At 65.3% G+C, this 12720-nt stretch carries 10 protein-coding genes; 9 read left to right on the top strand and 1 reads right to left on the bottom strand.

Going from position 1 to position 12720, the window contains the following annotated elements:
• Positions 1-4 precede the first annotated feature (4 nt).
• From AMK58_RS31075 to AMK58_RS28965, 6 genes are all read left to right on the top strand, one after another.
• Positions 5-388, top strand: a complete 384-nt coding sequence (locus AMK58_RS31075) for a hypothetical protein (RefSeq protein ID WP_059399833.1) — start codon at positions 5-7, stop codon at positions 386-388.
• A gap of 912 nt (positions 389-1300) precedes the next feature.
• Positions 1301-2362, top strand: a complete 1062-nt coding sequence (gene gmd / locus AMK58_RS28985) for a GDP-mannose 4,6-dehydratase (RefSeq protein WP_035683297.1) — start codon at positions 1301-1303, stop codon at positions 2360-2362.
• A gap of 19 nt (positions 2363-2381) precedes the next feature.
• Positions 2382-3350: a GDP-mannose 4,6-dehydratase gene (locus AMK58_RS28980; RefSeq protein WP_035683299.1), complete on the top strand. Its 969-nt coding sequence runs from the start codon at positions 2382-2384 to the stop codon at positions 3348-3350.
• Between the two features lie 142 nt (positions 3351-3492).
• Positions 3493-4350, top strand: coding sequence for an ABC transporter permease (locus AMK58_RS28975; RefSeq protein ID WP_035683302.1), 858 nt, complete (start codon positions 3493-3495; stop codon positions 4348-4350).
• A gap of 1 nt (position 4351) precedes the next feature.
• On the top strand, positions 4352-5134 hold the full coding sequence (locus tag AMK58_RS28970) for an ABC transporter ATP-binding protein (RefSeq protein WP_051141013.1): 783 nt from the start codon (positions 4352-4354) through the stop codon (positions 5132-5134).
• A gap of 4 nt (positions 5135-5138) precedes the next feature.
• The gene (locus AMK58_RS28965) at positions 5139-6122 is read left to right on the top strand and encodes a GDP-L-fucose synthase family protein (protein ID WP_035683304.1); all 984 of its coding nucleotides are present in this window, start codon (positions 5139-5141) and stop codon (positions 6120-6122) included.
• An 11-nt stretch (positions 6123-6133) separates the two neighbouring features.
• On the opposite strand, the gene AMK58_RS30790 is transcribed toward AMK58_RS28965, so the two are convergent.
• On the bottom strand, positions 6134-7003 hold the full coding sequence (locus tag AMK58_RS30790; RefSeq protein WP_158283096.1) for a glycosyltransferase family 2 protein: 870 nt from the start codon (positions 7001-7003) through the stop codon (positions 6134-6136).
• 177 nt (positions 7004-7180) lie between these two features.
• On the opposite strand from AMK58_RS30790, the gene AMK58_RS28955 reads away from it, so the two are divergent.
• Genes AMK58_RS28955 through AMK58_RS28945 form a run of 3 tightly spaced genes read left to right on the top strand, consistent with a single transcriptional unit; the run spans position 7181 to position 12450 of the window.
• Positions 7181-9370, top strand: a complete 2190-nt coding sequence (locus AMK58_RS28955; RefSeq protein ID WP_236778396.1) for a peptidase domain-containing ABC transporter — start codon at positions 7181-7183, stop codon at positions 9368-9370.
• Positions 9333-10691, top strand: a complete 1359-nt coding sequence (locus AMK58_RS28950; protein WP_035683308.1) for an HlyD family type I secretion periplasmic adaptor subunit — start codon at positions 9333-9335, stop codon at positions 10689-10691. Before AMK58_RS28955 ends, AMK58_RS28950 begins: the two co-directional genes overlap by 38 nt.
• Before the next feature lie 52 nt (positions 10692-10743).
• Positions 10744-12450, top strand: a complete 1707-nt coding sequence (locus tag AMK58_RS28945; protein WP_059399831.1) for a tetratricopeptide repeat protein — start codon at positions 10744-10746, stop codon at positions 12448-12450.
• Positions 12451-12720: the final 270 nt, after the last annotated feature.

Below are 12720 nucleotides of genomic sequence, written 5' to 3'. Positions count from 1 at the left end.
GCTCTTGGAACTCTTCCGGTGCGGGAACGACCGGCTGCTCGGAAACAGCGGGTTGTTCCTTCTTCCACCCGTGACGCCCTTCGGCTTTGCCGTAGCGGAGCCAGTGATGAAAGCCGGATATGTATGCTCCACTTTCGACGGCCTCCCGCACGTCCGGGTTGTGTTTCCGGTACGCATCCTCATCGAAGGCGTGACTGGGGTCCAGGCTGCTCGTCCGGTTACCGGCAATATACAAATTCAGGACGGTCTCCTTGTTCAGGGGCTCGACGCCCATGACAAGGTCCTTGTATTCATTAATGAAATAGACATAATCTATGTTATTGTAAACAAGAATAACATCATTTTCGTTGTGGTTCTGAATGCTTTTCATGTCGTCCGCCATCGATAAGCTGCTAACTTTCCGCTCTCTAGAAGGCTTGCCTATTATTCAAGGCTTAATAGTCTTTTTGTCCCAGATTCGGACGATAATGACCGTGTATTGAGATGGAAATGCCGGTACTGCCTCTCCTGCACATCTGTGATGGAGTATGCGCCTGACACCCAAGCTTCGATGAATTTCAAAGTCTTTCTCACGTTCTTTGCGCCAATCTTGCTGATGGTTTGCTGGCCCGCTTCAATTTCGGCCGGTCTCCGACATGATCATTTTGGTTTTAGAAATCGTTATTGGAGAGTATTTGCAGCTTAAGAATGCATGCAAATTGGTTAACAAACTCTTCTCCGCGCGTGCGGAGGCGCATTCCCCGGGTTCTTGCAAAGGAGGGGGCAACGGCGAGGGCGAAGAATTCATGGCAAGTTCCGGGAAGGCTTCGGCGCGAAGATTTTTGCCGATGCCAGATTCGCCATGCGGCTGCTACGGATACTGCATCCTTATTGCGACGCTCGTGAGGGCAGTCAAGAAATTTTTCCAAGATTAAGTTTCATTTTCGTAACATTATTGGAAAACGCGGAAATTTCTCGGTCCCGCGTGGGAAATTTGTGAATAGCGCCCGACGTGCCGGTCGGCTCCGCTCCGCGAAGCGTTGGATGTCCGGTGTTCCGGCTCCTGCGCGGCACGCCGCCGTTCCTTTGGCGATCGGGAAGAGCAAACGCGAAGGAGCGCCGCGCATCGGCAGCAAAGGTGTTGACGCGCAAGTTGGAATGGCGCACTCATGCACCGTTTTTGCGATAGAACGGCGGGTGCGGTTTTCTTGTCTCGGCGGTCCCGCCGGAAAGACTGTTCCCGCAGCTCTGCTCCAGGATAAGGGAGCGGGCTGCGAAAACGGGATCAAGGTCCAGGACTTCGACAGAACAGGAGCGAGCGTTGAGCAAGGTTGCTTTGATCACTGGCGTCACGGGACAGGACGGTGCCTATCTCGCGGAGCTGCTGCTCTCGAAGGGCTATACTGTTCACGGTGTCAAGCGGCGCTCGTCCTCGTTCAACACGGAGCGGGTGGAGCATCTGTACCATGACGTCCATGAAGGCGACGTCCGGTTCCGGATGCACTATGGCGACCTGACCGACGCGACCAACCTGATCCGCATCGTCCAGGAGGTTCAGCCGGACGAAATCTACAACCTCGCCGCCCAGAGCCATGTGCAGGTGAGCTTCGAGACGCCGGAATACACGGCGAATTCCGACGGCCTCGGCACGCTGCGCCTTCTGGAAGCGATCCGCATCCTTGGGCTGGAGAAGAAGACCCGCTTCTATCAGGCGTCCACCTCCGAACTGTACGGCCTGGTGCAGGAGACGCCGCAGAAGGAAACGACCCCCTTCTACCCGCGCAGCCCTTATGCGGCGGCCAAGCTCTATGCTTACTGGATCACGGTGAACTACCGCGAGGCCTATGGGATTCACGCCTCCAACGGCATCCTGTTCAATCATGAAGGCCCGACCCGCGGCGAAACCTTCGTCACGCGCAAGATCACCCGCGCCGTCGCCGCCATCCAGCTCGGCCTGCAGAAGACGCTCTACCTCGGCAACCTGGACGCCAAGCGCGACTGGGGCCATGCCCGCGATTACGTGGAAGGGATGTGGCGCATCCTGCAGCAGGACAACGCCGACGATTACGTGCTCGCCACCGGCGAGACTCATTCCATCCGCGAGTTCGTCGAGTTGGCCTTCGGTTGCGTCGGCCGCAAGATCGAATGGCGCGGCACGGGCATCGACGAGAAGGGCGTGGACGTGGCGACCGGCGACATCCTGATCGAGGTCGACCCTCGTTACTTCCGACCGACCGAAGTGGACCTGCTTTTGGGTGACCCGTCCAAGGCGCACGCCAAGCTGGGCTGGAAGCACACCACCACCTTCCCCGAGCTGGTGCGCGAGATGGTGTCGAACGACCTCGCGCGCACGGAGCGCGAGGCGGCGGGACGACAGGCCTGATCCTGCCGGAGCCGCTGCCTTGGCGCGGATCGCATTGATCTTCGGAATCTCCGGGCAGGATGGAAGCTATCTTGCCCGGCACCTGCTCGACCGCGGCTACACCGTCCATGGCACGTCGCGGGACTGCGAGATCGCATCGTTCCGCAACCTGACGATTCTGGGCATCCGCGACCGGGTAAACGTCCATTCGGCGACCCTGCATGATTTCCGCAGCATCGTGCAGGTGATCCGGGCGGTGAAGCCCGACGAGATCTACAACCTCTCCGCCCAGTCGGCGGTGGGTCTGTCCTTCGAGCAGCCGGTCGAGACGATCGACAGCATCCTGAACGGCACGCTGAACATTCTGGAGGCCGTCCGCTTCCTGGGGGTGGACTCGCGCTTCTACCACGCCTCCTCCAGCGAGAGCTTCGGCAACACCCTGGACGAGCCGGCCAGCGAGACGACGGCCTTTCGTCCCTGCAGCCCTTATGGCGTCGCCAAGTCGGCAGCCCACTGGATGGTCGCCAACTATCGGCAGGCCTACGGGCTCTATGCCTGCTCGGGCATTCTGTTCAATCATGAATCGCCGCTGCGCCCGGCGCGTTTCGTCACCCGCAAGATTGTCCGCGGCGCCATCGCGGTGGCGCAGGGGCGCCTGAAGACGCTGGAATTGGGCAACCTCGCCGTGGCGCGGGATTGGGGCTGGGCGCCGGAATATGTGGACGCCATGTGGCGCATGCTCCAGCAGGACGAGCCGGACGATTTCGTCATCGCCACCGGCCGGATGCATCCCCTGGAGGACTTCGTCCGGCTGGCCTTTGCGCATTTCGGCCTAGACTGGCGGGAGCATGTGGTCCAGGGGGCGACGCATCGGCGACCGATGGACATCCATTGCAGCGTCGGCAACCCGGCCAGGGCCGAAGCCCGCCTGGGCTGGAAGGCCGAAACCCTGATGCCGGATCTCGTCGGACGTCTGGTCGAGGCGGAGTTGGCCCTGCCGCAACCTTGAGAGGGGGGCTGTGAAGGCGACGGAGATCGGAGTATAGAGGCGGCCCATCCGTGCCCAAGTCCGGGCCGGTTCGCCGATCCGGCTTCCAAGCGACCCGCCACCCCTGAATGGCCCGGCTTTTTTTGAGTGGAATGCGAGAGAGATGACCACGGAGAGCTTTTCCAGCTCCCCCGCTCGGCACAAGGGCGGAGCCGTCTACGACTCTGGCGACCGCAGCGAGGCGGCGCGGGCTTGGGACGACCTCAGGGAAGGGACCCTGCGTTGGCGGCTGTGGAGCCGGCTCGGCTGGCACGACATCCGCAAGCGCTACCGCCGCTCGGTCCTGGGGCCTTTCTGGCTGACGCTCAGCATGGCCGTCATGGTGGCCAGCCTGGGGCTGATCTACGGCACCTTGTTCCGACTGGACCTGGAAGGCTATCTGCCCTTTCTGGCGGTCGGTCTGGCCATATGGACCTTCATCGCCTCCTTTCTCAACGAAGGCTGCATCAGCTTCATCGAGCTGGAACCGCTCATCAAGAACGTCCGCATTCCGATGTCGCTGCACATCCTGCGGGCGCTGTGGCGCAACCTCATCATCTTCGGCCACAACATCGTGATCTTCGCCGTGGTGGCTCTGATCTTCGGGATCTGGCCGGGGGCCGCGGGGCTGCTGGCCGTGGCCGGGCTGGCGCTGCTTCTGGTAAACGCCGGCTGGATCATGCTGCTGCTCGGCATGATCTGCACCCGTTTCCGTGACGTGCCGCCGATCATCGGCAGCGTGATCCAGCTCCTGTTCTTCGTGACCCCGGTCATGTGGAAGCCGGAGCTGCTGGGCGACCGGCGCTACCTGATGGTGCTGAACCCCTTCTATCACCTGCTGGAAGTCATCCGGGCGCCCCTGCTGGGCCACGTGCCGGGCTGGGAGAGCTGGGTCGCCGGCCTGCTGTTCGCCGCCGGCGGCTGGGCCTTTACCTTCGTCTGCTTCACCCGCTTCCGCAAACGCATCGCGTACTGGCTTTGAGATGGCTTCGATCCACCTGAACGACGTCTCGGTCGATTTCGTGCTGTATCAGGGAAGCGCGCGCTCCCTGAAGAAGACCTTGCTGCGCTCCTCCACCAGCGGCGCGCTCAAGCACGACGCGCACCACCGCATCACCGTGAAGGCGCTGAGCAACCTGAACCTGAGGCTGGAGCACGGCGACCGGGTGGGGCTGATCGGCGGCAATGGAGCCGGCAAGACGACCCTGCTGCGCGTCCTGGCCGGTGTGTACGAGCCCACCGCCGGACGCATCCGTGTCGAAGGCCGCGTCACGCCGCTGTTCGATCTGGGACTGGGGCTGGACATGGACGCCTCGGGCTACGACAACATCCGGATGCGCGCTGCCTATTTCGGCATCGACGGGGACGAGATCGAGTCCAAGATGGACGACATCGCCGCCTTCACCGAGCTTGGCGACTACCTCGATCTGCCGGTGCGCACCTATTCGGCGGGCATGACGCTGCGCCTGGCCTTCGCCGCGGCGACCGCGGTCGATCCGGAAATCCTGCTGATGGACGAATGGATCGCCGTCAGCGACACCCAGTTCCTGGAAAAGGCGCAGCGCCGTGCCGAAGGATTCGTCAGCCGCTCCAGCATCATGGTCGTGGCCTCCCATGTCGACGATGTCCTGAAGCGGCTGTGCAACAAGGCCCTCTGGCTGGAGCGTGGCGGGGCCGTGCGCATCGGTCCCGTTGACGAGGTGCTGGCGGCGTATCACAAACACAATGCGGGCGGCGAAGCGGCGCCGCGAGACGGAGACGAGTGATCGGATGACGACGGGTACGGCAGCCTTTTCGCTGGACGGCAAGCGGGTGTGGGTCGCGGGGCATCGCGGCATGGCGGGGTCGGCGGTCGTCCGCCGGCTGGAACGGGAACCCTGCGAGATCCTGACCGTGGGCCGCGAGACGGTCGACCTGCGCCGTCAGGCCGAGGTCGAGGCGTGGATGGCCGAGGCGCGGCCCGACGTCGTCTTCCTCACCGCCGCCCTGGTCGGCGGCATTCACGCCAACAACACCCGCCCGGCCGAGTTCCTCTACGAGAACCTGGCGATCGAGACCAACATCATCCACGCCGCCAAGCAGGTCGGGGTGCAGAAGCTGGTCTTCCTGGGCTCCTCCTGCATCTATCCCCGGATGGCGCCGCAGCCCATTCCGGAGGAGTCGCTGCTGACGGGGCCGCTGGAGCCGACCAACGAGTGGTACGCGATCGCCAAGATCGCCGGCATCAAGATGTGCCAAGCCTACCGCCGGCAGTACGGCTGCGACTTCATCTCGGCCATGCCGACCAACCTCTACGGCTTCGGCGACAATTTCGACATCGCGCAGGGCCATGTCGCCGCCGCGCTGATGGTCAAGATCCACCGCGCCAAGATGGAGGGCGCTCCCAGCGTCGAACTGTGGGGCGACGGCAGCCCGCTGCGCGAGTTCCTGTTCGTCGAGGATCTGGCCGACGGGCTGGTGTTCCTGGCGAAACATTATTCGGGCGAGCCGCAAGTCAACCTCGGCTCCGGCCACGAGGTGTCCATCCGCGGTCTGGCCGAGCTGCTGGCCGGCGTGATCGGGTATGAGGGCGACTTCCGCTTCGACCCGTCCAAGCCGAATGGGACCCCGCGCAAGATCATGGACTGCCACCGGCTGGCCGGGATGGGTTGGACCGCTCCGACGCCCCTGCGCGAAGGGTTCGAGCGCACCTACCGCTGGTATCTGGAGAAGCTGGACACCGGCACCCTGCGCGGCTTGCCCGCCGGCCGCTGAGGCGGGCGGCATCAGCCCTGTCGGAGGCGGCGCAGCAGCCGCCGCAGCCGATCGCGCCCGCGCCGGGCAACGCCGCGGGCCAACCGCTCCCAGGAGACGCCGCCCCCGCCCTCGGCCAGCCGCCGCTTCAGCTCGGCGTTCTCCAGCCGGACGGCCAGGAAGCTGTCCTGGTACAGCTCGATCCGCCGGCGCAGCCATGCCTCCGACTGGTAGAAGGGCAGGGCGTTCTGGATGGCGTAGACCTCCGGCTGGCCCTTGGCGAGGTTGCTGGAGGTGCCGCCCAGCCCGAAGGACGCCACGGTCACCGGCATGTGCATCAGCGTGACCGACGGATCGGCGATGGCCTTCAGGAACCAGTCGTAGTCGGCGTGGACCCGCCACCGCGTGTCGAAGGGCCCGGTACGGTCGAACACTTTTCGCCGCGCGAAGGTCCCCTGGTGCGGCAGGCAGCCGCACACCATCGCTTCGGCGGCCTTGTCGGCCTCCTGCGGGGTGTGGATGACCGATCCGCCCTCCGGCAGGCGGACCTCGATGTCGCCATAGAAGAGATCGCCGTCCGGGTGCCTCTCGACAAAGCGCACCGCGTTCTCGACCGAACGGGCGTCGTAAAGCCAGTCCTCGGCGTTCAGGAAATGGATCAGGTCTCCGGTCGCCCGCGCCAAGCCCTTGTTCATCGCGTCATAAATGCCGGCGTCGGGTTCGGACACGAGCAGGGTCGGTTTATGCCGGTGTCCTTTTAATATCTCCAGCGTCCCGTCGGTCGAGGCCCCGTCGATGATGATATGCTCAATGTTCTGGTAAGACTGATGTGCAACACTGTCCAGTGTGCGGCCTATGCCGTCACGGGCATTCCGGCAAATCGTAATAACCGAGACCTTCATCCACCTGCTCCTATTGGACTCGCTCAAATTGAGCGCTCCGAGTGCAACGCTTGTATCGGATGAAGGTGGTACAGTACAGTCGGGCCGCCGGTGAGGCCACCGGAAGAGCGACTGGGGCACAGGGGCCAGATGCAGACCAAGACCGCCGCCGATCCACAACAAGCCTCTTCCGAGGCCATGCGAACCACGAGCCTCCATGCGCTTGCTGTCGTGGCCCGGCACCATGGGCTGCACTTGTCAGTCGAGCAGCTACGGCGCGACTACGCCATCGAGGCAGGAGAGCCGTCCACGGCAACTCTGGTGAAGATCGCCGAGGACAACGGGCTGACCGTCCGCTCGGCGAGCCTCCGCTGGAAGCATCTGTCGCGTCTCGGCAAGGCGTTGCCGCTCCTGCTGCGGCTGCGCGACGGCAGCACCATGGTGCTGGTCGCCTTCCGTGAGGATGGCGGCGCGCCCGCGGCGATGCTGCAGGACCCGCTCAGCCCCGATCAGGCCTGCGTCGCGGTGGATGAACTGCGGCTCATGTCGGTCTGGGACGGCGACGCGATCTTCGTCAAGCGCCGCTACAGCATGAACGACGAGGAGCGGCCGTTCGGCTTCACCTGGCTGATTGGCCAGATCCTGCGCGAAAAGAAGATTTTCCGTGACGTCGGCGTTTCGGCCATCGTCCTCAGCCTGTTCGCGCTGGTTCCGCCGCTGGTCTTCATGGTGATCCTGGACCGCGTTCTGGTCCACCAGCGGCTGTCCACGCTGTACGTGCTGCTGACGGCCATCGGCTTCCTGCTGGTGTTCGACACCCTCTTCGGCTACATGCGCCGCTATCTCGTGGCGATCGGCACGGCCAGGGTGGACGCCCGCATCAGCACCTACATCTTCGACCGGATGATCAGCCTGCCGATCGACTTCTTCGAACGGACTCCGACCGGATTCATCAGCTACAAGCTCAACGAGATCTGGCGCGTCCGCAACTTCCTGACCGGGCAGCTGTTCGGGACGCTTCTGGACTCGATGACGCTGATCGTGCTGATCCCCACGATGTTCATCCTGAGCCCGCCCCTGGCCATCTACGTGCTGTCCATCGCCTTCATCATGGGGCTGGTGGTGGTCATCTACATCGGCCCGCTCGCCCGCGCCTACGGCAAGGTCATCAAGGCGGAGCAGCGCAAGGGCTCCTTCATGATCGAAGTGCTGCACGGCATGCGCACAGTGAAGTCGCTCGCCTTGGAAGGGCGCAAGCGGCTCGACTGGGACGTGCGGGTCGCCGAGGCGGTGCGGGCCAACACCAACATGCAGCTTCTCTCCAACCAGCCGCAGACCATCCTGCAGCCGCTGGAGAAGGCGATCTACGCCGGGTCGCTGGGCCTCGGCGCCTATCTTGCCATCGGCGAGGGCGCCATCGTCTACGGCGGTTCGCTGGTCGCCTTCAGCATGATCGCCAACCGCGCCACCCAGCCGTTCGTGCAGATCGCCGGCCTGATGCAGCAGTTCCAGGAAGTGCGCGGTGCCGTCGCGCAGGTCGCGTCGGTGGTCAACCAGGCGCCCGAGCAGACGCTGGGCCGCCAGGGCGTCCGGCCGGAGATCAAGGGCGACATCACCTTCTCCGAGGTGACCTTCCGCTATCCCGGATCGCAGAGCCCGGCGCTCGACGACATCGGCTTCTCCATCCAGGCCGGGCAGGTCATCGGCATCATGGGGCGGTCCGGTTCCGGCAAGACGACCGTCACGCGCCTGCTGCAGGGCCTGCACCAGAACTACGAGGGCTTGGTCAAGATCGACGGCGTCGACCTGCGCGAGATCGACCTCAGCCATCTGCGCTCCAATCTGGGCGTGGTGTTGCAGGACAACTTCCTGTTCAACGGCACGATCCGCGAGAACATCATGGCCGCCAACCGCAGCGCCAGCCTGGAAGAGGTGATGCGGGCCGCCCGGCTTGCCGGCGCGGAGGAGTTCATCGAGCGCCTGCCGCGTGGCTATGAAACGATGATCGAGGAAGGATCGGCCAACCTGTCGGGCGGTCAGCGTCAACGCATCGCCATTGCCCGCGCGCTTCTCGTCGATCCGAGCGTCCTCATCCTGGACGAGGCGACCAGCGCGCTCGACCCGGACAGCGAGGCGATCATCAACAACAACCTGACGCGCATCGCCCAAGGCCGGACGATGATCGTCATCTCCCACCGCCTCGCCTCTCTGGTCAGCTGTGACCAGATCATGGTGCTGGAGCGCGGCAAGCTCTACGACATGGGCAAGCACGACGAACTGCTCCAGCGCTGCGACGTCTACCGGCACCTTTGGTTCCAGCAGAACCGCCACCTTTCTCCGGGAAGCACTCATGACCGCGCTCCTCTTACGCCGGCCGCAACAGCCTGATCTGGCCGCCGAGCAGGCCATCAACGATTTCCAGGGCGAGACCGCGGAAATCATCGGCGCTCCGGAGCCCTTCAAGGCCCGGATCGTCGTGTGGGTGCTCGCAGCGATGGTGATCCTGTTCATCGTGCTGGCGTCGGTCATGAAGCTCGACCGTGTGGTCAGCGCAACGGGGCGCGTCGTGTCCCAGGCCCCGACCATCGTCGTGCAGCCGCTGGAGATCTCGATCATCCGCAGCCTGAACGTGCGCGCCGGCCAGACCGTGCGGCGCGGCGACGTCCTGGCCACGCTCGATCCGACCTTCTCGGCTGCCGACGTCGCCCAGCTCGGCCGGCAGGTGTCCAAGCTCACGGCGGAAATCGCCCGGCTGGACGCCGAGGCCGCCGGCGTGCCCTTCACGGTCGCCGGCAAGGATCAGGACATGGTCCTGCAAGAGTCGATCTGGCAGTACCGCCAAGCGGAGTATGCGGCCAAGATCGCCAACTTCGACCAGCGCATGGCGACCCTGCAGGCCACGATCAAGAGTGCCCGGACCGATGCCGAGCATTACCGCTCCCGCCTGAAGATCGTCGGGGAGATCGAGGAGATGCGCCGGACCCTGGAGAAGAACCAGACCGGCAGCCGCCTGAACTCCCTGATCGCCAGCGACACCCGCGTGGAGACGGAACGGAACCTCGGCCTCAGCGAGAACACCACCCGCACCTCCACGCACGACCTGGAGGCCCTGCGCGCCGAGCGTGAGGTCTTTGTCCAGCAGTGGCGCAGCACCGTGTTGACCGACCTGTCGACCCGCCAGGTCGAACTGGAACGCGCCCGCGAGGAACTGGCCAAGGCTCAGAAGCGGCGTGATCTGGTTGAGCTGCGCGCGATCGAGGACGCCGTGGTGCTGGAGGTCGGAAAGTACTCCGTTGGTTCCGTGGTGGAATCGGCCCAACCGATCTACACTTTGATGCCGCTGAACGCCAAGCTGGAGGTGGAGGCGGAAATCGCCGGCATCGACCAGGGCTTCGTCAAGCCCGGCGATACGGTGCAGGTCAAGCTGGACGCCTACCGCTTCATCGAACACGGGATGGCGAAGGGCGTGGTCAAGACGATCAGCGAGGACTCCTTCACCCGTCGCGAGGACCAGAGCCAGGCCCAGCGCCCGTTCTTCCGCGCGAAGATCGAACTGACCGAGATCGACCTGCGCGACGTGCCATCCGATTTCCGGTTGGTGCCCGGCATGCCCCTGGTGGCGGACATCGTGGTCGGCACGAGGACCATCATCGCTTATCTCGTCGAGGGGGCTCTGAAGAGCCGTGCGGAAGGCATGCGCGAGCCATAAGGCGCCGGAGTGGCGCCCCTCGCGCCAGGATTAGGGAAAGGGTGTGAGGCCAATGCGCAACCTCATCAAGGCCGCGGGGCGGCTGTTCGGCTCCTCCTTGCCGGAGGACGAACTCGCCAGGGGGCTGAAGGCGCACGATCGCAAGGACTACAAGGCGGCGCTCGAAGCGTGGCTGGCCGCGGCCCGGACCGGCCACGCCGATGCCCAGTACCGCCTGGGGCGCCTGTACGACCTGGGCCAGGGTGTGGTGCGCAACGCGGTGGACGCGGTCGGCTGGTACCGGCAGGCGGCCGACCAGGGGCATGGCGAGGCCCAGGCCCGTTTGGCCGAGATCTATTATTACGGATGCGGCCAGCCCAAAGGGGTCGTGCCGACCGATGAGGCGCTGTCGGTCCTCTTCCCCAAGGGCCTGAAGATCGAGCAGGACTACAAGGAAGCCCTGCGCTGGGCGCGCGCCGCAGCCGAAGGCGGCGTCGTCGGCGCCCAGGCCATGCTCGGCTACATGCACGCCGCCGGGTTCGGCATCCCGCCCGATTACGTGGAGGCGGAGCGCTGGTACCGCGTCGCCGCCGAGCAGGGCAACGCTGCGGCCCAGCTCGGGCTTGGCACCCTGCTCGCCGGCAGTTACGGAGGGGCGTCCGACCCCGCCGAGGCGCACCGCTGGTTCCGCAAGGCGGCGGAGCAGAACAACGTCATGGCCTGGTACTACATCGGCACCCAATATGCCGCGGGGCTGGGAGTCGAACAGGATTATACCGAGGCGGCCAACTGGTTCCGCAAGGCGGCGGAGGCTGGCGCTGCGGCCGCGCAGCGGGCGCTCGGCCTGCTGCACGCGCGGGGGCTCGGCGTGGCCGCCGATCCGCACGCCGCCGAGACCTGGCTGCGCAAGGCCGCCGTCCAGGGCGACGTCGAGGCGATGGTGCAGCTTGGCCATCTGAACAGCCGGGGCGGCGGAATGCAGCCCAACCTCCTCGATGCCGCGACCTGGTACCGCGCGGCCGGCGAGCTTGGCCACCGCGAGGCCCAGAAGATCATCGCCCAGATGTATTTCGCCGGTTCCGGCGTGCCGCGTGACGAGATGGAGGCAGCACGCTGGCTGGAACGGGCCGCCGGGCAGGGCGATCCGCAGGCGCAGCTGCGCATCGGCGCCCTCTACGCCGAAGGGCGCGGCGTGTCCCGCGACTATGATCGGGCGCTCGACTGGTTCCGTCGGGCGGCCGAGCAGGGCAACACCGACGCGGTCTACAACATCGGCATGCTGCACAGCCTGGGTCTGGGGGTGCCGCGCGACCCGGCGGGCGCGATCCAATGGCTGGAGCGCGCCGCCAGCCAGGGCAGCGTGCTGGCCCAGTTCCGCCTGGGAGCGGCGCTCGCGGCAGGCGACGGCGTGCCGCAGGATTATGCCGCCGCGGTTCTGTGGTCGCAGAAGGCTGCCGAGCAGGGCCATGCCGGCGCCATGGTCAATCTGGGCCGTTTCCGCATGCAGGGTCTCGGCGGGGAGCGCGATATTGCGGAGGCGATCCGCTGGCTGACCGCCGCGGCCGAGCAGAAGGAGCCGGCGGCGATGACGGCGCTCGGTGAGTTGTACGGCCATTGGAGCGACCACAAGGACTTCGTGCAGGCCCGTGCTTGGCTGGAGCGGGCGGCGGCGCTCGGCGATGGGCGGGCCAAGACGCTGCTGGAACGGATACCGGTTCCTCCGCCGTCCAACGCATCCGACCTGAACGGCGGCCGTTCCCGCGCCGCCGGTGAGGGCTGACCGCAACGCCGCCTTCTGGGGCGGCCTTTAGGACCAGGGTGAGGTCGTCCGAGAGGCAGCGCGGGAATGGGCGGCACGATGGCAGAAGGGGCAGCGCCATGTGGCGGCGCGTCTCCCCCGTGACAGGGTGCGCCACCGGGCCCAGCTTGCGATACAGGGCCAGGGCCGGCGTGTTATGCGGCAGGATGGCCAGCTCCAACCGCGTCCCGCCTCCACCCCCCAGCGTTCCGCCGCCCGATCCCGGAACCGCCACGGCAAAGCCGTAGCGTC

The sequence above is a fragment of the Azospirillum brasilense genome, assembly GCF_001315015.1.
In the GTDB taxonomy this organism is placed as follows: Bacteria; Pseudomonadota; Alphaproteobacteria; order Azospirillales; family Azospirillaceae; genus Azospirillum; species Azospirillum brasilense.
The sequence above is the reverse complement of the archived record's forward strand: the minus strand, read 5'-3'. Positions and strand labels throughout refer to the sequence as shown.